Source organism: Amycolatopsis sp. NPDC039088, assembly GCF_055598845.1.
This window is the reverse complement of record NZ_JBVKAE010000001.1, coordinates 157084-176976: the sequence shown is the minus strand read 5'-3', so window position 1 is coordinate 176976 and position 19893 is coordinate 157084. Positions and strand designations below refer to the sequence as shown.

The 19893-nt window shown below is 67.0% G+C and carries 22 protein-coding genes; 11 read left to right on the top strand and 11 right to left on the bottom strand.

Annotated features, from left to right (window positions below; all coding sequences use genetic code 11):
- Nucleotides 1–6: 6 nt before the first annotated feature.
- The gene (locus ACZ7KI_RS00790; protein ID WP_470271168.1) at nt 7–408 is read right to left on the bottom strand and encodes a winged helix-turn-helix transcriptional regulator; all 402 of its coding nucleotides are present in this window, start codon (nt 406–408) and stop codon (nt 7–9) included.
- 28 nt (nt 409–436) lie between these two features.
- Between ACZ7KI_RS00790 and ACZ7KI_RS00785 the strand changes: the two genes are divergently transcribed.
- Nucleotides 437–1018 carry a hypothetical protein gene (locus tag ACZ7KI_RS00785; protein WP_470271167.1) on the top strand — a complete coding sequence of 194 codons (582 nt, stop codon included), beginning with the start codon at nt 437–439 and terminating at the stop codon, nt 1016–1018.
- 15 nt (nt 1019–1033) lie between these two features.
- Here the strand turns inward: ACZ7KI_RS00785 and ACZ7KI_RS00780 are convergent, their stop codons facing one another.
- Genes ACZ7KI_RS00780 through ACZ7KI_RS00760 form a run of 5 tightly spaced genes read right to left on the bottom strand, consistent with a single transcriptional unit; the run spans nt 1034 to nt 7672 of the window.
- Nucleotides 1034–2206, bottom strand: a complete 1173-nt coding sequence (locus tag ACZ7KI_RS00780; RefSeq protein WP_470271166.1) for a glycosyltransferase — start codon at nt 2204–2206, stop codon at nt 1034–1036.
- 60 nt (nt 2207–2266) lie between these two features.
- Nucleotides 2267–4735: a PEP/pyruvate-binding domain-containing protein gene (locus ACZ7KI_RS00775; protein ID WP_470271165.1), complete on the bottom strand. Its 2469-nt coding sequence runs from the start codon at nt 4733–4735 to the stop codon at nt 2267–2269.
- Between the two features lie 26 nt (nt 4736–4761).
- Nucleotides 4762–5979: a ketosynthase chain-length factor gene (locus ACZ7KI_RS00770; RefSeq protein WP_470271164.1), complete on the bottom strand. Its 1218-nt coding sequence runs from the start codon at nt 5977–5979 to the stop codon at nt 4762–4764.
- Complete coding sequence (locus tag ACZ7KI_RS00765; protein WP_470271163.1) at nt 5976–7247, bottom strand: beta-ketoacyl-[acyl-carrier-protein] synthase family protein; 1272 nt, start codon at nt 7245–7247, stop codon at nt 5976–5978. The genes ACZ7KI_RS00770 and ACZ7KI_RS00765 overlap by 4 nt, the downstream gene beginning before the upstream one ends.
- Complete coding sequence (locus tag ACZ7KI_RS00760; protein ID WP_470271162.1) at nt 7244–7672, bottom strand: cupin domain-containing protein; 429 nt, start codon at nt 7670–7672, stop codon at nt 7244–7246. Before ACZ7KI_RS00760 ends, ACZ7KI_RS00765 begins: the two co-directional genes overlap by 4 nt.
- Before the next feature lie 185 nt (nt 7673–7857).
- On the opposite strand from ACZ7KI_RS00760, the gene ACZ7KI_RS00755 reads away from it, so the two are divergent.
- The 9 genes from ACZ7KI_RS00755 to ACZ7KI_RS00715 all read left to right on the top strand — a co-directional run bounded on the left by ACZ7KI_RS00755 (nt 7858) and on the right by ACZ7KI_RS00715 (nt 14460).
- Entirely contained in the window at nt 7858–8319 is a 462-nt protein-coding gene (locus ACZ7KI_RS00755; RefSeq protein WP_470271161.1) for an anthrone oxygenase family protein, read from the top strand.
- Between the two features lie 45 nt (nt 8320–8364).
- On the top strand, nt 8365–9393 hold the full coding sequence (locus tag ACZ7KI_RS00750) for a methyltransferase (protein ID WP_470271160.1): 1029 nt from the start codon (nt 8365–8367) through the stop codon (nt 9391–9393).
- 17 nt (nt 9394–9410) lie between these two features.
- On the top strand, nt 9411–9761 hold the full coding sequence (locus ACZ7KI_RS00745; protein ID WP_470271159.1) for a TcmI family type II polyketide cyclase: 351 nt from the start codon (nt 9411–9413) through the stop codon (nt 9759–9761).
- Complete coding sequence (locus ACZ7KI_RS00740; RefSeq protein WP_470271158.1) at nt 9745–10215, top strand: SRPBCC family protein; 471 nt, start codon at nt 9745–9747, stop codon at nt 10213–10215. The genes ACZ7KI_RS00745 and ACZ7KI_RS00740 overlap by 17 nt, the downstream gene beginning before the upstream one ends.
- A gap of 13 nt (nt 10216–10228) precedes the next feature.
- On the top strand, nt 10229–10978 hold the full coding sequence (locus ACZ7KI_RS00735) for an SDR family NAD(P)-dependent oxidoreductase (RefSeq protein ID WP_470271157.1): 750 nt from the start codon (nt 10229–10231) through the stop codon (nt 10976–10978).
- Complete coding sequence (locus ACZ7KI_RS00730) at nt 10978–11331, top strand: antibiotic biosynthesis monooxygenase family protein (protein WP_470271156.1); 354 nt, start codon at nt 10978–10980, stop codon at nt 11329–11331. The genes ACZ7KI_RS00735 and ACZ7KI_RS00730 overlap by 1 nt, the downstream gene beginning before the upstream one ends.
- Nucleotides 11328–11630, top strand: a complete 303-nt coding sequence (locus tag ACZ7KI_RS00725) for an antibiotic biosynthesis monooxygenase family protein (protein WP_470271155.1) — start codon at nt 11328–11330, stop codon at nt 11628–11630. Before ACZ7KI_RS00730 ends, ACZ7KI_RS00725 begins: the two co-directional genes overlap by 4 nt.
- A gap of 598 nt (nt 11631–12228) precedes the next feature.
- Nucleotides 12229–14079, top strand: coding sequence for an AfsR/SARP family transcriptional regulator (locus ACZ7KI_RS00720; RefSeq protein ID WP_470271154.1), 1851 nt, complete (start codon nt 12229–12231; stop codon nt 14077–14079).
- A gap of 75 nt (nt 14080–14154) precedes the next feature.
- Nucleotides 14155–14460 carry an acyl carrier protein gene (locus ACZ7KI_RS00715; RefSeq protein WP_470271153.1) on the top strand — a complete coding sequence of 102 codons (306 nt, stop codon included), beginning with the start codon at nt 14155–14157 and terminating at the stop codon, nt 14458–14460.
- Between the two features lie 47 nt (nt 14461–14507).
- On the opposite strand, the gene ACZ7KI_RS00710 is transcribed toward ACZ7KI_RS00715, so the two are convergent.
- The 5 genes from ACZ7KI_RS00710 to ACZ7KI_RS00690 all read right to left on the bottom strand — a co-directional run bounded on the left by ACZ7KI_RS00710 (nt 14508) and on the right by ACZ7KI_RS00690 (nt 19194).
- Nucleotides 14508–15827, bottom strand: a complete 1320-nt coding sequence (locus tag ACZ7KI_RS00710; protein WP_470271152.1) for an FAD-dependent oxidoreductase — start codon at nt 15825–15827, stop codon at nt 14508–14510.
- Nucleotides 15827–16072: an indolepyruvate ferredoxin oxidoreductase subunit alpha gene (locus ACZ7KI_RS00705; protein ID WP_470271151.1), complete on the bottom strand. Its 246-nt coding sequence runs from the start codon at nt 16070–16072 to the stop codon at nt 15827–15829. Before ACZ7KI_RS00705 ends, ACZ7KI_RS00710 begins: the two co-directional genes overlap by 1 nt.
- Nucleotides 16073–16084: 12 nt before the next feature.
- Nucleotides 16085–16774 (bottom strand): hypothetical protein, encoded by a 690-nt coding sequence (locus ACZ7KI_RS00700; RefSeq protein ID WP_470271150.1) that lies wholly within the window; start codon nt 16772–16774, stop codon nt 16085–16087.
- Between the two features lie 336 nt (nt 16775–17110).
- The gene (locus ACZ7KI_RS00695; RefSeq protein WP_470271149.1) at nt 17111–17818 is read right to left on the bottom strand and encodes a choice-of-anchor P family protein; all 708 of its coding nucleotides are present in this window, start codon (nt 17816–17818) and stop codon (nt 17111–17113) included.
- Nucleotides 17815–19194 (bottom strand): MFS transporter, encoded by a 1380-nt coding sequence (locus tag ACZ7KI_RS00690; protein ID WP_470271148.1) that lies wholly within the window; start codon nt 19192–19194, stop codon nt 17815–17817. Before ACZ7KI_RS00690 ends, ACZ7KI_RS00695 begins: the two co-directional genes overlap by 4 nt.
- A gap of 80 nt (nt 19195–19274) precedes the next feature.
- Between ACZ7KI_RS00690 and ACZ7KI_RS00685 the strand changes: the two genes are divergently transcribed.
- Nucleotides 19275–19793 (top strand): MarR family winged helix-turn-helix transcriptional regulator, encoded by a 519-nt coding sequence (locus ACZ7KI_RS00685; RefSeq protein ID WP_470271147.1) that lies wholly within the window; start codon nt 19275–19277, stop codon nt 19791–19793.
- Nucleotides 19794–19893: the final 100 nt, after the last annotated feature.

Sequence of the window (19893 nt, the reverse complement as noted above, 5' to 3'; positions counted from 1 at the left end):
CGTTCCTCAACCGATCGCCGTCTTGCAGTTCATCGCCTCTTCCGGCGCGGCCCCGCCGCCGGTGCGCTGGAGATGCGTTTCACCCCAGACCCGGACTCCTTCGACGACGGGTAGGACGGTGGTCCCGTAAGGGGTGAGCCGGTAGATGACGCGTGCCGGGACCGGTCCGGTGACGACGCGTTCGACGAGCCCGTCGGCCTCGAGTTCGCGAAGCTGCTCGGTCAGCACCTTGGGGGTGATCGGGGCGACCCGGCGGCGCAGGCCCGCGAAATGGGTCTCCCCGTGGGCGAGCCAGTACAGCAGCGTCAGCTTCCACTTCCCGCCGATCGCGGCGAACGCCGCGGCCATCGGGCAGCCGGGCAACGGGTTGGGACGGGAGGGGTTACCCGCAGGTGCCTTCTTGTTCACGACCGCGCTCCACTCCGATAGTCGGACCATGACCGTGCCATACAGACGCATCCTGATCGCGGGCTTTTCGGCCCTCCTCCTGCTGGCGACGGCGGCCTCGGGTGACGCGTCGACGTCTCCCGCGTCGTCGGTGACCGCCGACGGCCAACGAGACTTCGACTGGGAGATCGGCACCTGGCGTTCCACGGTGCGAGTGCTGGCGGAGCCGCTCTCGGAAACCCCGGACGAATGGCTCCAGTTCGCGGGGACCAGCGTCGTCAAACCGCTCCTCGACCGGCGGTCGAACGTCCTCGAGTTCCAGGTCTCGGGACCGAACGGCCGCATCGACGCCCTCAACCTGCGGCTGTACGAACCGCAGGCGCAACGGTGGAGCCTGACCTTCATCAACATGCGCGACGGGCTGCTCACCCCGGCGGTCTACGGCGGCTTCCACGACGGGATGGGCGAATTCCTGGGCGACGACCAGTACGACGGCCGCCCGATCAAGGTGCGCTTCCGGATCTTCCGCCCGAACGCGGACGAAGCGAGATTCGAGCAGGCCTTCTCGGCCGACGGCGGAACGACGTGGGAAACGAACTGGAGCGCCGTGGATCGCCGGATCCACCGATAGGGGATCTCCAGCGGATCAGGGAGCGGAACCCTCCGCGAACTTCGGCAGCTGCTCCAGGACGGCCGCGGGTTCCGGCATGGCCGAGATCCGCGTGGCGAGGGACGCGGCGGAATCGCGGTACGCGGGGTCGGTGAGCACGGCGCGGACGGCGTCGCGGATCCCGTTTCGGGTGGGGGCGCCGGGGTCGGCGAGCACTCCGGCCCCGGCGTCCGCGACCTGGGCGGCCATGTCGAACTGGTCGGTGGCCAGTGGCGAGACCACCAGCGGGACGCCGTGCGCGAGCGCGCCCAGTACCGTCCCCGCGCCCGCGTGACAGACGACCGCGTCGACATGGGGGAGTATTCGTTGCTGGGGAAGAAAGTTCTCGATCCGTACGTGATCGGGCTGTGGGCCGAACCGGTCCCGGTCGCCGTCTCGGCCGATCGTCGCGACGACGTTGACGCCCTCGTCGTGCAGCGCGGAGATCATCGTCTCCAGCACCCCTGGCCGGGTGTTGTGCGAGGTCCCCGCCGTGACGTACACGGTTTTGTCGTGCGGCAAGCCCTCGACGACGGCCGGGCGGCTTCCTCCGGTGGGCAGGATCCCCTCCGGGCGCACCGGCACGCGGACGGGGTGATCCCAGGTGATTCCCCGCGGCCGCAACGTCTCCGGCCAGATGTCCAGATAGGGGACGGTGTCGTGCGCGGGGAACCGGTCGAGCCCGAAGCGGCGCACGATCGGGTCGAGCGCCCGCCAGCCACCCGCCATGATCGAGGCCGGTTTCGGCGGCCCGATCGCATGGACGACGTACGGCAGGCCGGTGATCGCCGCCGCGGTGACGGCGGCGAATTCACCGGCACCCGAGATCACCAGATCGGGCCACCACTCGCGGACCGCGGCCAGCATCTCGCCCACCCTCGACCCGGCCCCGAGTTCGGCCATCATGGTGACCACATACGCCATTTTCTCGTCGGGTGACATCGCGGCGAGTTCGGCCGGCGAGTACTTTCCCCAAGCCTGCCGGGTCGCGGCCTCGTCGGCCGATCCGCCGACGGCGATCGTCGGCAAGCCACTCGCCCGCCCGTACTCGACCGCGGCCGGGCCGGTCGCGACCACGACGTCGTGGCCGTGGTCCCGTGCCGCCGAGGCCAGCGGCAGCAGCGGAACGATATGGCTGTAACCCGCACCCGCGGAGAAGAACAGACGCATCTCCACAGGCTAGCGATTTTCGGTGGGCCTGCCCGGCTCGTCGTCGCAAACGTGTGCCGGCTACTCGACGCCGCCTTCCCACTGCCGCACGGTTCCATTCTCGCCGTCCACCGTGACCAGGTCGCCGTCCCGCAGCCGCCGGGTGCCGTCGCCGGTCGCGAGCACTGCGGGTACGCGGTACTCACGGGCGATGATCGCGGGATGGGACAGCAGACCACCGGTGTCGGTGACCAGCGCACCCACACACGGGAACAGGACGGCCCATTCCGCGGTGGTCTCCGGACACACGACCACGTCCCCGGTCCGCAGCTTGCCGAAATCGCCTTCGTCCATGATCACCCGCACCGGGCCGGTGTACGTGCCGCGAGAGGCGGCGAGACCGCGCACCAGCCCCGACGAGCTCTCTTCCGCGTCCGCCCGGATGCCCGCGACCTCGCGCATCGACCACAGTCCGGCTTCGATGACTTCGCGCGCGGGTGGCGGCAGTTTGGCGATCAACTCCGTCGGCGGGGTCCGCTTCATCGCTTCGCCGTACTCCGCCGGACCGGGATTCTGCCGCGCCCAAAGAAATTCCCCGGTTCGTGCGGCTTCCGCTTCATGGAGGTCGACGTCGCGCCGGAGCGCGTCGATCACCTCGTAGAACACGAGCATCAGGACGCCTTCGGCATGACTGATCCGGCCGCGGCGCGCGAGCCGGTCCCCGACGCTGAGGATGGCGCGGCGGAAGAGACCGCCCGCCACCTGAACCAGGTAGTTGCTGTCGTCCCGCAAGGGATACACGGCCTGGGCCAAGCGCAGTATCGAGTCGAACGTTTCGGTGTCGGCGATCTCCGACCGCGCCGTCAGTTCGGTGGCGGCCCGTTCCCCGGCGAGCGACGCCGCCTGTTCAGCCGGGTCGAAGCCGCGATCGAGCTGTCCGCGCAGCAGGGCCAGGAGCAACTCGGGCCGCTCGGCCATCGCCGGGCTGCCGATGTCGATCCCGACCGTGCGAAGACCGAAATCCCGCAGGTACGCGTCGAACGCCGCGCCGAACCGTTCGTCGGCGGCGCGGATCTCGTCCACGGTGACGTCGTCGCGTCCGAGCGATTCCATGACCGCCGGGGACGACCGCGCCGACGCGGCCAATTCGGTGAGCCGATGGGCCGGTTCGGTCGTCATCCCGGGCAGGCCGCTGAGCAGGTCCAGTGTTTTCGCCGCGGTCCAGCCGAGCTGGTCGGCGCACAACACACCGAGTTTGCCGACCGCGAGCACGCCGACCCCGCCGAGTTTGAAGTGCACCTCCATCGCCTTGTCCTCGACAGCGCGAATCTCCAGGAGGTGGGTCACCAGGTCCTCGTCGGACAACCTGGCCGGATCGACGTCGTCGCGCAGTCGCCACAGCGCGCTGGTGAGCTCCTCGCGCCACTCGCTGTGCCACAGATCGATGCGGTGCTGAGGTTCGTCCTGGAAGAGCGCCCCCAATACCTGCTGCAGCCGTTTCGCCATTTCGGCAGGGCCGTCCGGCATGACGAACCGTGAGTAGAGCCAGCCGCCGATCTCTTCGTAGGCCAGCCGGGTGCCCATGCCGAACGAGAACAGGTAGCCGCTGGTGTCGTTGAGCGTGGGCAGCACCGTCGAGCGCCGCAGCGGGGTCAGGGGGCCGGTGGCATGGCTCGCCCTGGTCCAATGACCCGGCGGCGGATCGATCACCATGGGCACGGCCACGACCTCGGGTTCGGGCAACGCCGTGATCGGACGCGCCTGCAACAACCACACCTGATCGCCCGCGATCGCCCACTCGATGTCCTGTGGAGTCCCGAAGAGCTTCTCGATGTGCCGGGTCAGCTCCGCGATCTCGGCCGCCTGCGCCGAATCGATGGCGCCCTCGGCCCCGGTGAGCTGACGCGCCGTCGACGCCCGTACCGACCATTCGTCCGGTGAGACGTGCCCGGACACCAAGCGGTCGGCGAGCCCTCTCACCGCGTTGATCCGTACTTCCTGCCGTTCGCCCGTGACCGGGTTCGCGCTGAACGCGACCCCCGCCGCCGTCGCGTCGACCATGCGCTGCACCAGGACCGCGACGCGCGGAGCGCCGGTGCTCCGCCGGCCATCGGCCTGGTACACCGAGACCCGTTCGGAGAACGCCGACTGCCAGCAGGTGCGGATGGCGGATTCGAGTGCCGCCCGCCCGTGGACATCGAGCACCGAGTCGTACTGGCCCGCGTAGGACATCCCGGCGAGGTCTTCGTCGACGGCCGAGGAGCGCACCGCCAACCGGTCGTCGCCGAGCGCGGCGAACAGCTCGTCGATCGCCGAGACCACGTCGTCCGGCAGTGCGGCCGCGCCGAGCTCCGGCCGGGCCGTACCCAGGTCGTCGAAGTCTTCGAGCCGCAACACGGCCCGGAGCGCGTCGGCGGTCAGCACGCGCCCGTCCGGAACCGCCAACCCCGCGGTCAGCAACTCGCCCAGTACGGCCGCCTTCCGGCCCACCGACTCGACATCCGCCACACCCGCACCGTGCAGCGTGGTCACGTACTTGTTCCCGGCCATCCGGCCCTCCTGAAAAGACGAGTTCACTAGGGGACTTTCGTCAGCACTGCCGCGGAGTTGAACCCGCCTTCGCCGCGGGCGAGGACGAGCGCGGTCCGCACGTCGGCCTCGCGAGCGCGGCCGACGACCAGATCGAGGCCGTACCTCTCGGCCGGACGGACGTTCGTGGTCGGCGGGATCACCCCGTCGCGCAGGGCCAGTACCGCGGTCACGACGTCGACCGCGGCACCGCCCGCGAAGAGCCGTCCGGTCATCGTCTTCGGCGCGGTGACCGGAACCGCTCCTCGCCCGAACAAGGCCGCGACGGTTTCGGCTTCCTGCCCGTCCAACGCGGGAACACCGGCGGCGTCGGCGAACACGACGTCCACGTCGCCGGGTGCCACTCCCGCGTCGGCCATCGCGAGCTCCGCGGCACGACCGAGGTTCGGCGGTTTCCCCGAGCCCGGCCGAGGATCGAACGTGGACGCGCAGCCCGCCACGATCCCGTAGCCGCGTACTCCTCGTGCCCGCGCGCTCACGTCGTCCTCGAGAACCATCATGGCACCGCCTTCGCCGGGAACATAGCCGTCGGCGCGGTCGTCGAACGGAAGATAGGCCGCGGCCGGATCGCCTGCCGTGCTCAAGGAACCGTTGGACTGCAGGCACACCACCGCGTAGGGCGACAGCGGTGCCTCGGTCCCGCCGGTCACGACAAGACGGGCGCCCGAGCCGAGCATCCGGCGTGCGTGGGCGAGCGCGTCCAGCCCACCCGCCTGTTCGGAAGCCAGCACGCCGCAAGGACCGCGCATGCCGTTACGGATCGAGATCTGCCCCGTGGTGGCGGCGTAGAACCACGCGATGGACTGGTACGCGGTGACGTGTTCCGGTCCGGTGCTCCACAGGCTGCCGAGCTCCCGCTGGCCGAATTCGTTGCCGGCGCTGGAACTCGCCGTGACGACGGCCATCTCGTATTCGTCGAACCCCTCGCGGCCCGCGGCATCGAGGCCCGCGTCGAGCAGCGCGGTGTCCGAGGCGTACAAGGCCATCTGGGTCCACCGGTCGGTCTGGATCGCCATCCGGCTGGTCAGATGGTCGGTGGCGGTGAACCACGAGACCTCGCCGGCCACCCTGGTGGGATAGCCGCTCGCGTCGAACCTGGTCAACGGGTGAAGACCGCTCGTACCCGCCAGTGTGGCCGCCCAGTAGTCCTCCACGCCGAGACCATTGGGCGCGACCACGCCGATTCCGGTGATGACCGCGGTCACGCCGCACGCTCCCGTCCGGTGAGCACGACCGCGCTCTGGAAACCGCCAAATCCGCTGCCGACCGACAGCACGGTGTCCATCCGGACGTCCCGTGCCGTGATCGGGACGTAGTCCAAGTCGCATTCGGGGTCCGGGGTACGCAGGTTGGCGGTCGGCGGCACCACCTGATAGGTCAGCGCCAGCGCGCACGCGGCCAGTTCGATCGCGCCGATCGCGCCGAGCGAATGCCCGACCATCGATTTGATCGAGCTGACCGGGACGTCGTACGCGTGCGCGCCGAGGCTGTGCTTGAACGCCGCCGTCTCGTGCCGATCGTTCTGTCGCGTTCCCGATCCGTGGGCGTTGATGTAGCCGATATCCTCGGGGTTGAGCCTGGCCTGATCGAGACAGCGCGTGATCGCCTCCGCCATCTCCCGCCCGTCCGGGCGCAGTCCGGTCATGTGGAAGGCGTTGCTGCGATGGGCGTACCCACTGACCTCCGCGTACCAGTTCGCGTTGCGGGCCCGCGCGTGTTCGTACTCCTCCAACACGAACACCGCGGCACCTTCGCCGAGGACGAAGCCGTTGCGGTCCCGGTCGAACGGCCGCGACGCGCGCTCTGGATCGTCGTTGTTCGTCGACGTCGCTTTGATGGCGTCGAAGCTGGCCGCCGAAATCGGTGAGATCGGCGCGTCAGTCGCCCCCGCCATCATGACGTCGGCCTCGCCGCGCGCGATGAGGTCGGCGGCGTAGCCGACCGCGTCCAGACCGGAGGTGCAGCCGGTGGACACAGTGGTGACCGGTCCTTCGGCACCGCTCAGCCAAGCGACCTCCGCCGCGAAGGTGCTCGGCACCAGATAGCCGTACAGCTGCGGTACGCCGTAGGTGTGGTCGACCACCCATCGTCCGCCGCCGTTGCTCACGACGTTGTACTCCGTCTCGAGCCCGATCGTGGCTCCGACCGCACTGCCGATCGTGACGCCGACCCGTTCCGGCCGTTCGGCGTCGAATTCGATCCCGCTGTCCTCGATCGCCTCACGGGCACAGACGATCGCGAACTGCGTCGCCCGGTCCATGCGGCGGATTTCCTGTGGCGACAACCCTTCCCGCTCCGGGACGAAGTCGCATTCGGCCGCGATCCGGGACCGGAAGCGGCTGGCGTCGAAGGAGGAGATCGGCCTGGTCGCGGTACGGCCCGCGACGAGCAGTTCCCAGAACGCCTTGGTGCCGGTGTCGCCGGGCGCGGTCACACCGATTCCGGTGAGCACGACACGTCGTTCGCGGTTCATGACCTCTCCTGCACGGACAGCTGCGCGTGGTCCGGGTTCGGCAGCTCCTCGGTGTCCACGTGACCGAGTTCTGGCCGAGGAGCGAGCGGACACAGGTGAAAGACCGCCTCGGCGGGCTCCGTGCCGTTGTTCTCCACCCGGTGCCGCACCTCCCTCGGCACGAGAACGCCTTCACCACAGCCGAGTTCGACCGGCTCGCCCGCCACCCTGACGACCAGAGAACCCTTTGTCACATAAAGAAACTCTTCCGAATATGGGTGGTAGTGCTCGGAGACGAACTCGCCGGCGCCGAGAGTCAGCACACCCAGAAAGCCGGTCTTCGCGCCCACCGTCTGCGGTCCGAGCACGACCCTGATCTCACCGCCACGTCGCCGGTTGGCCACGACGTCGCCGACGGCCACTTTCCTGATCGCCGATTCTGTCAACTCGAGGCACCTCTTTCCTTCTCATCTGAGGGTCGCTGGCGAGCCTGCCCGCGTCCTCTCGGAAAACACTGGAAAAACGAGCGACAGCGGGATTCTCGCGGAGATTCCGGGCTCTTCACCGTCTCTTCAGGCCTTTTCGAGCCACTCGGGCAAGCATCGTGCTCGACGGAAAGGAAGTACGGTACATGGCGGAGTTATTCCTACCGCTGGCCTTGCTCGGGAACAGCCTGACGGCGGGCGGTCTGCTGGTGGTGATGGTGAGCAGTGCGCCGTTGCGGCTCGCGTTGCCCGCCGATCGGGCCGTGCAGGTGCATCAGCTGTTGACCAAACCGATGGAACCGCTCATGCCTCTGTGCATGGCCCTCGGTATCGTCAGCGACGTCGCGTTCCAGTCCACGACGGACCATCACGCGGCTGGCATCCTCTGCGGTATCGCGGCGACCATGCAATTGAAGGCCGTTCTGGTCTCACTGACCAAGAACGTCCGCATCAACCGGTGGATGGCGAGTCTCGATCACACCGAGCTGCCGAGCGATTTCACCGAACGTGATCCGCGAGCGAAATGGCGAAAGTGGAACCGGATCCGTGCCCTGTGCGCGCTCTGTGCGCTGTTACTGAACGTCGTCGCCGTCGGCCTGATGATCTGATCGCGAACAGCGGCCCACGGCTTGGAAGAACTGGGAAGGCAGAACATGAGTGTGACTCTTCGGTCCGAAGTGGACCGTGAGACGGTACTTCGGATCATGCAGGGCTACCGGGACACCAGCCTGCTGCGCACCGGTCTCGACCTAGGTGTGTTCGACGCGCTGGCGGACGGACCCGCCCGGCCCGCACCATTGGCCCAGCGGCTGGAGGTGAACGAAAGAGGGATTCGGATCCTGCTGAACGCGCTGGTGGCCCTGGGTTTGCTGCGACGAGACGGCGAATCCTTCGGGCTCGCGCCGGGTGCGGACGAACTGCTCGTCGCCGGCAGGCCCGGGTACCTCGGGCATCTGAAGGACGTCCTGGCGGGTGACCAAGAATGGGACACCCTGAAGGTACTCGGGGAGGCGGTGCGCCGCGGTGGCTGTGTCGTCGGTGAGAACGCCGAAACCCCCAACTTCGATTACTGGGAGGACTTCGCCAACCACGCCACGGCGGCGACCGAGCCCACCGCGAGGCTGGTGACCGACGTACTGGCAGGACGGCTGCTCGAACGGTCCGAAGTGGACATTCTGGATGTCGCTTGTGGACACGGTCTGTACGGTTACACCATCGCCAAGCGGCTGACGAACGCCAGGGTGCACAGCCTCGACTGGCCGAACGTGCTGCCGATCACCGAGCGGCGCGCGAAGGAGATGGGGGTACACGAGCGGGCGAGCTTCATCAGCGGTGACATGTTCGAAGTCCCGTTGGGCGGCCCGTACGACGTCGCGCTCGTCACCAACGTGCTGCATCACTTCTCCGCCGAGAAGGCCACCGAACTGCTGACTCGCGTGCACGAGGTGATCAGGCACGACGGGCAGCTGGTGACGGTCGGCTTCACCATCGGCGACGAACCGCCGGAGCAGGAGCCGGTACCGCACCTGTTCTCCGTGCTGATGCTGGCCTGGACGACCGGCGGCCAAGTCCACACCGAGCAGGAGTACGCAGAGATCCTGCGCGCCAGCGGGTTCGCCCCGCCGCGGGAGTACCGGTTGCCCGGCGTCCCGATGCGTGTCCTCGTCTCGGACAAAGCATGAGTCACGCAGGAGCCCGCATGCGCAGGACACTGATCATCGCACGGTTCGACCCGGCGGACGCGGACACCATCGCCGAGATCTTCGCCGAGTCGGACGCCACCGAGCTGCCGCATATGCTCAACGCCTCGTCACGGACGTTGTTCCGGTTTCATGACCTATACGCGCATTTGATCGAAGCCGACGGTGATCTCACCAGCGGGCTGGACGACGTGCGCGCGCACCCCTTGTTCCACGACCTCAACGAAAAGCTCGGCAAGTACGTCCGGCCGTACGACCCTGGCTGGAGCGGGCCGCGTGACGCGATGGCGAAAGAGTTCTACTCGTGGAGGTCCGACCGGATGAGGAGTTCGGATGGCAGCGCACACTGACAACAGCGTCGTCATCGACGCGCCGATGGACCTCGTCTGGGAGATGACCAACGACATCCCGTCGTGGCCCCGATTGTTCAGTGAGTACGCCGAGGCGACCGTCCTCGACGAGTCGTCGGGCACGATCCGGTTCCGGCTGGCGATGCATCCCGACGAGAACGGCAAGGTCTGGAGCTGGGTCTCAGCCCGGACGCCGGATCCGGACAGCCGGACCGTGCGTGCCCACCGGGTCGAACCGGGGCCGTTCAAATACATGTGGATCTTCTGGGAGTACCTACAGACCGACGACGGTGTCCTAATGCGGTGGGTGCAGGACTTCGAGATGAAGCCGGCCGCGCCGGTGACCGACACCCAGATGCGCGATCGCATGAACACCAACACCGCCGGGCAGCTGCGGCTGATCAAGCAAAAGGTCGAGGCGGCCGCCCGTGCGTCAATCGGCACGACCGACTGAGGGGAGAAGAACGATGGATCTGGGACTGGCGGGAAAGAAGGCCTTGGTGACGGGCGGTACCCGCGGCATCGGCCGGGGGATCGTGCTCGCGCTGGCACGCGCCGGATGTGACGTGGTCACCTGCTATCGCACCGACAGCGACGCGGTGACCTCGCTCGAACTCGAACTGAAGGAGATCGGCGGCACGCACCGGGTGGTACGGGCCGACGTCAGTGATCCGGAACAGGTGAGCTGGCTGATCGACGAATGCGAACCGGGCGGCCGTCTCGACATCCTGGTCAACAACGCGGCGGTGATCAACCACGTGCCGTACGTGAATCTGTCCGTCGAGGACTGGCGGCGGACGGTGGACACGAACCTCACCGGCCCGCATCTGGTCATCCAGACAGCGCTTCCCTTGCTGGGGAAGGGGTCCTCGGTGATCGGGGTGAGTTCCAAGTCGATCGACGTCGGGATTCCGCTGCGGGCGCACTACACCGCGACAAAGGCCGCGCTGCATGGGCTCTACCGGTCCCTGGCCAAGGAACTGGGTGGTGACGGCATCAGGTTCAACCTCCTTTCCCTCGGGATGACGCACACCGAACAGACCGACGCGCTGCCCGCCGAACAACGCGAGGCCATGATCGGCCGCTACACCGCGATGACCGCCCTCGGTCGGTGGGGGACGCCCGAGGACGTCGCGGGCGCGGTGCTGTGGCTGGCCAGTGACCTCGCGTCCTACGTCACCGGAGCGGTGGTTTCGGTGGACGGGGGTATCTCCTGATGGCAGGCGATCAGGTCTTCCGGGTCATGCTCAGGATGGAGATCAAGCCGGGGCTCGAGGAGGAGTTCGAGGAGCTCTGGGTGCGGATCGCCGACGCGGTGACCACCCATCCCGCCAACCTGGATCAGTGGCTGTCCCGTAGTGACGAGAAGGGTGTCTACTACATCGTCAGCGACTGGACGAACAAAACCGGGTTCCGGGCGTTCGAGAAAAGCGAGCGGCACCTTCGACACCGTGAGCGGCTGCATCCGTTCCGTGAGCGCGGCTCGATGGACACCATGCACGTGGTCGCCCACATCGACAGCAGAAGGTCGGGGCTGGAATCCCACGCGCAGTGGGAGGCGGCCGGATGATCCCTCGTATCCGGGTCCTGCTGTACTACGCGAGCGCTGACGCGGAGGCCATCGAGGTGGTGTATCACGAGGTCAGTGAGCAGCTCGCGGATGTCCCGGGACTTTTGGGCAGCGAGTTGCTGCGTTCGGTGGACCAGCCGGGCGGGTTCGTGGTGATGAGCTCGTGGTCGAGCTTCGACGAGTTCCAGAAGTGGGAGCAGAGCGCGGAGCACAAACCGAGCACCGAGCCGTTGCGGCGTTTCCGTGACCCGAATATGGGGAAGGGGTTCGGGTTCTATGAGATTGCCGCCACACATTGACCCGTAACCCGCTTTCCTCGGCGAAGTGAAATTGACGATCGGCCAATTGCGGTCGCCGGAAGGCCGCATTCTGTGCTCGGTCACGACCACGCGCTGTACCGGCGGTATCCCCCTACCCGTCGGTACAGCGCTTTCCCATGCCTGAAGCGCGTTACTTGCCCGATCCGATTGCATACTCGCCAGTATCGACTAATTTCGTCGTAGGTCGCACAAGGTATCGGCGGTATCGCCTGGTCAATGAGTCACCAGGTGGGCGAGTTGATCGCAAATTCGCTGCCATTCTCGCAGGTTCGGGCCGGTCGAAAGGGTGACAGCTAGGCCTATCGGTGCACCGTCGGCCTGCTGTTGTCGGACATGAGCCAGTCTCGTATTCAGAGTTTCTTGACAGCTTGTCGATCGAGTCTGGGCATAGTCACCCGATCCGGGCCGTCGACCCGGTCGACCGCTTGTGTCCACGGCTGGGACGCGGCTGGGGTTCTTGGCGTAAAGTGGTGGAATTCGAAAGGATCTTCTGCTAAGGGGGAGCATGCAGATTCGCATACTGGGGCCGCTCCGAGTCATGTCCGGGGCATCCGATATAACACCTTCACCGCCGAAATTGAGGCAGCTGCTGGCGTTGCTCACCTTGAATGCCAACAACGTCGTCACGATTGATCAGATCGTCGAGGAGTTGTGGGAGGAGACTCCGCCGAAGAGCGTGAAGACGACCTTGCACACTTACATTTACCAATTGCGCAAGCTCTTGCCGATCGACGGCACCGACAGTCAGGTGCCGCCGGAGGGCGGCAGCTGGCCGACGATGACGTCCACTCTGGCCACCATCGCCAACGGATACGCGCTGAGGCTTCCTCGGCGCGCGGTGGACGTCCATCATTTCGCCACGCTGGTGGCGAAGGCGCAAGCACTGGAGGGGGCGGTGGACCTGGAAGGGGCTGCCGCCACCTTCCGGTCCGCGCTGGGAATGTGGCGCGGCCGTAGCCTGTCCGATGTTCGCTGCGGTCCGCTGTTGCAGGCGGAATGTGTCCGGCTGCAGGAGAACTACCGCAGTGTGCTGGAACGACGGATCGACGTCGAACTGCGGTTGGGGCTGCACAAGGAACTCATCGGCGAACTCAGCAGTCTGGTCACCGCCGACCCGATCCACGAGAACCTGCAGGGCAAGCTGATGCTCGCGTGTTACCGGGCGGGACGACGATCCACGGCGTTGCAGGTCTACCAGCGTGCACGGGTGAACCTCGACCGGGAGCTGGGGTTGGAACCGTCGAGGGAGCTGCAGGCACTGCACCGGGCGATCCTGTCCGGCGACCAGTCGCTGAACTTCGACGCGAGGCGTTCCGGGGGGCCTGAGGTGATCGGGCTGAAGTTCGACCAGTCTCGCCAGCTTCCGCCCGCCCGGCCGTACTTTTACGGCAGGGACAGGGAAAGAGTCGCGATCATGGAGCCACTACGGGCCGGGAAGAGTTCGGTGCCCACCGCGGTGGCCGTCACCGGGCCGCCCGCATCGGGCAAGTCGGCGCTGGCCATCCAGGTCGCACATCACCTGCGGGACGCGTATCCGGACGGGCAGCTGTACGCCAGGATGAGCCTGGCGGACGGGCGGCCGGTGGACACGAATTCGGTTCTCGGTGGTTTCCTCAACGCTTTCGGGCTCGTCGAGGACCAGTTGCCCCGGATGTTCGACGAGCGGGTGCAGATGTACCGAAGCTGGACGACCGATCGACGGGTCCTGGTCGTGCTCGAGGACGTACCGTCCACCAGCGCCCTCGAACACGTGCTGCCGACCGGTTCCGGCTGTGCCACCTTGTTGACCAGCCGGCACAGGCTGACCAGCCCCAGCATCGTGTTGTCGGTGCCGGTCGGCCCGCTCGATCCCGCGTACGGACTGCAGATGCTCACTTCCATCGTGGGTGTCGAGCGGATCGGGGCGGAACAGGCGGCTGCGGGTGAACTGGTCCGATTGTGCGAAAGCATGCCCGGTCTGGTGCGCGCGGCGGCCGACCGGCTCACCAAGAATCCACATTGGACAGTGAGCTATCTCGTCGAACGGATGCGTGCCGATCCGGCGGTGGTCATCCGCGCCCAGGAGGGAGGAACCGGTTACCAGGCCAGTGTCGAGCACAGTTACCACTCGTTGAGCGAGCGGGCCCGGCGGGCGTTCCTGGCGGCCGCCGCGTACGAACAACCGACGTCGGCCAGCGAACTGGCCGCGATGCTGGGGAGCAGCCGGGAAGCCGCCGAGGAACTCCTCGAAGAACTGGCGGATTTCCAGCTGGTCAGCGTCGAACGTGCGGTGGACAAGGGGGTCCACCGGGATCTGGGGTGCCGCATGGCCGAGTCCACCCGTTCGGTGGCCGCCATGCTGGCCGCGCACAGTGTCACGCCGATCAAGGACGATTCCCTGCCCGCCGGAGTCCGCGCCGTTCTGCGTTCGGCGACGCAGTCCGCCTGAGGCCACAAAGGTTTCGCCGGGCGGCTTCGAGCGCTTCTGGAGAAGAAATTCACCTGAGGTGGCGATAGTCGATCCATGACAATCGAGACGCCGACCGGCGACGCCTTCGTGGGCGGGAAGAGTTTCACCATCGACGATCTGCGGGAGTTGATCCGCAGTGCGGTCGGGATCGAGGACGGGGTCGACCTCGACGGACAGATCGAGGACGTCCCGTTCGCCGATCTCGGCTACGACTCACTCGCGTTGATCGAGATGGCGAGTCATCTCAAGCGTACGTCCGGGATCACGATCCCGGACGACGCCGCGGCCGAGCTGTCGAGCCCTCGCGCCGCTGTCGAGATCATCAACGCGCAGCTGGCAGATCGTGCCCGGACCGAGTGACGAACGAAAGTCCGACGGCTGGGCGCGACCGCGCGCCCAGCCGTCTTTCATGCCGGGGCTTGTTCGCCCCGGCACGCGGCGAGCATCAAGGACAGGTCCGCGACCTTGACGCGGGGCCTGCCGCCTCGTGCACCGAGTTCTTCCTCGAGCCGGTCCAGCCGTTCCCAGCCCTCTTGCGTGACATAAGCGACTCCTCGTTGTTCGAGTAGTTCGGTCATGCCGTCGTGCGTCGCGAGCGGCAGGCCGGGCAGGTCGGCGAGAACGGCCTTCGCGGTGTCCGCCGCATCGGCCTTGTTGGTACCGATGACCCCAGTGGGGCCGCGTTTGATCCAGCCGACCACATACCAGCCGGGAAGCACCGTGCCCGCGGTGTCGGTGACCCGCCCGGCTTCGTGCGGGATGGTTCCCGTGCGGTGGTCGAAGGGAAGCCCGGAGATAGGGGTGCTCCGGTAGCCGACGGACCGAAGCACCGCTTGGACCGGCAGCGTCTCCGCGTGCCGCCCCTGTGCGTCGGCACAATGCAGTGCTTCGACCGAACCGCGTCCGCTCACGCGGGTCGGTCGCCGACGGAACCGGAGGTGCAGTCTGCGGCCGGTACGCGGTGCCGTCGCACGGGCCGCCCACGAGCGGAGCACCTCGCAGTTCCCGGCCGCGTTGCGGTCGTCCGGCGGCACTGTCATCTCGTCGAGGTCCGCCGCGTCGACGACGGTCTCCACGCCGGGTAGCTCACCGATCTCTCGCAGTTCCGGGGTGGTGAACCGGGCGTCGGCGGGGCCGCGGCGTGCGATCAGGCTCACGTCCGTGACCCGGGAGCGAGCCAGTGCGTGCAGCACGTGGTTCGGCATGTCCGTCCCGGCGAGACGGTCCACAGGGGACAGAAGCATGCGGGCGACGTCCAGTGCGACATTGCCGGCTCCGATGATCGCTACACCGCGGATCGATTCGAGGCGGAGCGGGTTTGCCGCGTACGGATGACCGTTGTACCAGGCCACGAAGTCGCTCGCGGCTACACTGCCCGGCAGGTCTTCCCCGGGGATGTCCAGCCGTCGGCCGCGCTGTGCCCCGGTCGCGTAAACCACGGCGTCGTAGTGCCGGCTCAAATCTTCGGCGTCGATGTCCAGGCCGACGGTGACATTGCCGAAGAAGCGTGCGGACCGTGCCTTCAACGGTCTCGCCAGTGCGCGGGCGATCGACTTGATCTTGAAGTGATCCGGGGCGACCCCGTACCGGAGCAGTCCGTATGGGGTCGGCAATCGGTCGAACACGTCGACGGACAAGGACGTGCCCGAGGTCAGCAATGCCTGCGCGGTGTACAGACCCGCGGGCCCGGCACCGACCACCGCGACCTTGCGCGGAAGTCCGCTCATCAGAGACTCTCGGTGTCGAAGAAGGCCCGCGCGGCCGCGATGGATCCCTCATCGTCGTCGGGTACCTCGACCTCGGTGAAGATGGCGTCCACCGGGCACACCGGCACGCAGGCGCCGCAGTCGACGCACTCGATGGGGTCGATCATCATCTGCTCACCCGCGTCGTGAATGCAGTCGACGGGGCACACTTCGACACAGGACTTGTCCTTTTGGCCGACGCAGCGTTCGGTGATGACGTAAGGCATGGCGTCTCCTTTTCAGCGGGTAGCCGCGACCGGTTCGGCCTTGTTCGAGCGGCGGGAAACGGATTTGTAGATGCTGTAACCGATCACGGACCCGAAGGTGAGGATCGGATAGTCCAGTGCGAAGCCGAACTCCACGGCGGGAACGAGCAGGACCACGACGTACACCAGCAGGGTCGGTTCCGGGTCCTTGCGTGCGCCGGTTTTCTTGGCCTTCAGTTCGGCCGCGTACCGGGTCGTCTTTCCCCACGGCTTGACCACCGAGACCCAGAGCATGAAAGCGGTCGCGCACGCCATCGCGCACGTACCGACCAAAATCGGGATGCGGGGTTCTTCGACACCCGCTCGCAATGCTTCGATGACCGCCGGAAGCAGTCTGCTCACGATGGTGCTCGCGGCGACCAGTGCGACCACCGTGATGACGAACTTGACCATCACCCAGCGATGCTTGAAGAACCCCCATGAGGTCAGTGCGGACAACATCATCCCGGTGTACGCGGAAATGATGGCCGCCGGGTCGAGAATCGTGTTCTCGAGGAATTCGGCCAGTTCGAATGTCGCGAGCCGGGCGGGGCCGTCCGATGACCAGCCGTGCACCAGCAGTGCCAGCTGGGCCAATTGCATCGTGCACCACGCCACGGCGGTCAGCACGTGCAGCCACAGCAACAGCTGTCTCGCGTGTTTTGTCCGGGAATTCTTCTTCATGGGAAAGAAGCCTGCCCGAACCGGTTCGGCCGAACATCCGGGCATCTCCCGCGACATCCGGTGCGGCACCCCTAGGGGGCGAATACGTCCGCGTGCGAGGCCACCCAGGCTATTCCGAAGTTGTTTCACAAACGCCGGTGACCACGTGCGGAAACGGAAGAATTCGCGTCGTTTCCGAGTGGAAATCGAGTGATCGGTCAGTTGCTCTTGATCGTGTACCGCCGTCTGTCGCGCGGACGGGCTCAGTGAAAACCCTGAGTCACGCAACGTGGCGAAAGAAGGTGTCCGCCCTCTCTTCGCGGGAGTCGCGCGACTCCCGCGAAGAGAGGGGCTATGTCAAGCCCGGCAAGGGTTTCCGTCGATCGGTGCGAGGGAAACCTTCGCTTCTCCCAGTATCACGTCGACGAACGAGGTGTCCCAGATCGCGGCGTAGCGCGCGAGGCTCGTCGACGTGGTCGTCGTCTGGTTGAGCCGCAACGTGCCGACGGGCAACGGAATGGTGACCGGTCCGGTGAGGTCGACGACTGGTGTTCCGTTGATCCTTAGTGTCGCGATGGTCGACCGCGTCGAGAACGACGGGACGAGGCCGCCGGTGCCGAGCTGACAGGTCACCGCCGCGTCCGCGTGGACCGCGCCGAATTCGACAAGCAGGCCCGGGCCGGTGATCCGGATGGAGGCGAGCCGTGCGGACGAGGTGGCGAGGTCACCGGCCGCGGGCGACGCGGAGGTGAGCACGTTCGGGTTCTGATCGGTGCGCGCGTCGATCACACTGCTCTGCAGCCGGTAGGTGCCGAAGACCGTGATGTCCTGCCGGTCGGTGGCCTCTGCGTCGTCGATGCACGGTGTCTCCGGTGGGTTCGCCTGGATCCACACCTGGTTGGCGATCCGGAAAACGCTGCCTTGGCACAGGAACAGCCCGGAGCGTGACGCCGCCCCCGCCGTACCCGTGACGACGAAGGTCAGCATCGTCGTGATGGCCAGTGCCAAGGCGGGCCACCGTGAACGCCGCCGCGACACGTCGCCCGAACGAATCGGTCTTCTCATGATCTGCTCCCTTGTTCTCTCCCGGCGTGATCGACGGGAGTGTTCTTCCGGTGCCGCGGAACCGTGCGCAACAGCACCCAGGTCAGGACGGCTCCCGCCAGCGCCACACCCGTGCTGATCAGGAACAGGACCCGGAGTCCGTAGTGGGGGAAGAGCGCACCGAAAAGCGCGATTCCGAGAGCGGTGCCGAACTGGCGGCAGGCGGCGTTCACGGCGGACGCCATTCCGGCTCGATCACGGGAAACGATGCTCAGGGCCGTCGAGGCGAGCAAAGGGCTCACGAGCCCGGCGCCGACACCGGCGAGCGACGTCCCGGCGAGCACCCATGGCCAGAGCGGGCCGTCACCCCCACCCGCCATCACCAGGCCGCCCGCGCCCACGAGCGCCAGACCGGACGCGATCGGCGTGCGCGGCGGGGTCAGCGGCCAGAGCCTGCCTTTGAGGAGGGCGGTCACCATCGCGGCGACACCGAGCGGTGCCATGACGAACCCGGTCAGCAATGGGGTGAGTCCATCATGGGACTGCAGCCAGAGCGACACGTAGAGGAGGTACGAGTAAGCGGCCACGGTCATCGTGACCGCGGCGAGGCTGATACCGACGAAGCGTCCATCGCGCAGCAGTCGTGGGTCCAGCACGGGGAAGGGGCGGCGCCGTTCGGTGAGCAGGAAAGCGGCCATCGCCAGCACCGAGCCACCGAGCAGTGCCACCGAGACAGGAGACGTCCACCCGAGTTCGTTGCCCTGGATCAGGCCGTAGACCAGTGCGCCGGAAGCCGCCGTGAACAGGACGGTGCCCGCCAGGCCCAGCCGCCGTCCCGGATCGCCCGCCGACCGGGGCAGGACCCGCAGCGCGAGCAGGACGGCCACAACGCACACCGGCACGTTCACGAGGAATATCCAGCGCCAGCCCAGGAAGTGCGCCACCACACCGCCGACAACCGGCCCGGCCGCCGCCGCGGCGGCACTCACCCCGCCCCAGACGCCGAACGCGACGCCGCGCATCCGTCCCTGATAGGCGTCGTTGAGCAACGCCGGCGCGGTGGCGAACATCCCCGCCGCGCCGAGGCCTTGGACCGTTCTCGCCGCGGTCAGCAATTCCGGTGACGGCGCGAGACCGCAGCAGAGAGAGGCCAAACCGAACGCGGCGAGAGCCGAGCAGTAGACGCGCTGCCTTCCGAACCGGTCGGCGAGTGCGCCCATTCCGAGCAGCAACGCGGCTAATGCCAGGACATAGCTGTCCATGACCCACTGCAGATCGGTGAAGCTCGCGTCGAGTTCGACCGCCGCTTCCGGGAGCGCGACGTTCACGATCGTCACGTCGAGCAGCAACATCGTGGCTCCCGCACACACTGTGACCAGCGGCCCCCACCTGCGCATCCGAACCATCCGCTCTAATCGTCAGTCAGAGTGATCGTCAGCCCGATCAATCATTGTTGAGTATGATGGATACTGGCCGGGTGGAGAACCCCATCGGAAGAACTCAGCGCCGGGGAACCGTCGGCACCGACGTGGACCTGTACGAAACCGGACCGAAACTGCCCGACGGGCTGACCCGCTGGACGATGTACGTGATGTCGCGGGCGACCCAACGAGGCTGGACGCTGCTCAACCGCCGCTTGGACTCCTCGGGACTGAGCCCGCGGCTGCACGCTCTGCTGGTCGTGGTCCGCGACCAGGGGCCGGTGTCCCAGCAGGCGATCTCCGAGGTGCTGCGCGTGGATCGGACCACGATCGTCGCCATCACGGACGCCGCGGAGGAGGCAGGGTTCATCTCTCGCGACCGTGACCGCGTCGACCGGCGACGGTACGCGCTGAAACTGACCGATGCGGGCAGGCGCGAGCTGGAACGGGGCGATCGGCTGGTGGCCGAGGCGCACGACGACCTGCTGGCAGGCCTGACCGAAGCCGAACGGCGGACCCTGCACGACCTGCTGATCCGTATGGTCCCCGCGGCCTGGCCCGAATCAGATCGCTGAGCCGGAGACGATCTTCGGCGAAGACTGTCGTAGCCCCCTGGACATGAGTCGGCCCGCCGGGCGAGGAGCTCTCACCTGGCGGGCCGAAACCTTTCGAGAT

What these genes read in the sequence shown, in the direction of transcription:
- ACZ7KI_RS00755 (WP_470271161.1), top strand. Translation starts at nt 7,858, where the DNA reads ATGGCGGAGTTATTCCTACCGCTGGCCTTGCTCGGGAACAGCCTGACG.
- ACZ7KI_RS00745 (WP_470271159.1), top strand. Translation starts at nt 9,411, where the DNA reads ATGCGCAGGACACTGATCATCGCACGGTTCGACCCGGCGGACGCGGAC.
- ACZ7KI_RS00715 (WP_470271153.1), top strand. Translation starts at nt 14,155, where the DNA reads ATGACAATCGAGACGCCGACCGGCGACGCCTTCGTGGGCGGGAAGAGT.
- ACZ7KI_RS00705 (WP_470271151.1), bottom strand. Translation starts at nt 16,072, where the DNA reads ATGCCTTACGTCATCACCGAACGCTGCGTCGGCCAAAAGGACAAGTCC.
- ACZ7KI_RS00690 (WP_470271148.1), bottom strand. Translation starts at nt 19,194, where the DNA reads ATGCGCAGGTGGGGGCCGCTGGTCACAGTGTGTGCGGGAGCCACGATG.
- ACZ7KI_RS00765 (WP_470271163.1), bottom strand. Translation starts at nt 7,247, where the DNA reads ATGAACCGCGAACGACGTGTCGTGCTCACCGGAATCGGTGTGACCGCG.
- ACZ7KI_RS00725 (WP_470271155.1), top strand. Translation starts at nt 11,328, where the DNA reads ATGATCCCTCGTATCCGGGTCCTGCTGTACTACGCGAGCGCTGACGCG.
- ACZ7KI_RS00710 (WP_470271152.1), bottom strand. Translation starts at nt 15,827, where the DNA reads ATGAGCGGACTTCCGCGCAAGGTCGCGGTGGTCGGTGCCGGGCCCGCG.
- ACZ7KI_RS00780 (WP_470271166.1), bottom strand. Translation starts at nt 2,206, where the DNA reads ATGCGTCTGTTCTTCTCCGCGGGTGCGGGTTACAGCCATATCGTTCCG.
- ACZ7KI_RS00775 (WP_470271165.1), bottom strand. Translation starts at nt 4,735, where the DNA reads ATGGCCGGGAACAAGTACGTGACCACGCTGCACGGTGCGGGTGTGGCG.
- ACZ7KI_RS00735 (WP_470271157.1), top strand. Translation starts at nt 10,229, where the DNA reads ATGGATCTGGGACTGGCGGGAAAGAAGGCCTTGGTGACGGGCGGTACC.
- ACZ7KI_RS00750 (WP_470271160.1), top strand. Translation starts at nt 8,365, where the DNA reads ATGAGTGTGACTCTTCGGTCCGAAGTGGACCGTGAGACGGTACTTCGG.
- ACZ7KI_RS00785 (WP_470271167.1), top strand. Translation starts at nt 437, where the DNA reads ATGACCGTGCCATACAGACGCATCCTGATCGCGGGCTTTTCGGCCCTC.
- ACZ7KI_RS00695 (WP_470271149.1), bottom strand. Translation starts at nt 17,818, where the DNA reads ATGAGAAGACCGATTCGTTCGGGCGACGTGTCGCGGCGGCGTTCACGG.
- ACZ7KI_RS00730 (WP_470271156.1), top strand. Translation starts at nt 10,978, where the DNA reads ATGGCAGGCGATCAGGTCTTCCGGGTCATGCTCAGGATGGAGATCAAG.
- ACZ7KI_RS00700 (WP_470271150.1), bottom strand. Translation starts at nt 16,774, where the DNA reads ATGAAGAAGAATTCCCGGACAAAACACGCGAGACAGCTGTTGCTGTGG.
- ACZ7KI_RS00740 (WP_470271158.1), top strand. Translation starts at nt 9,745, where the DNA reads ATGGCAGCGCACACTGACAACAGCGTCGTCATCGACGCGCCGATGGAC.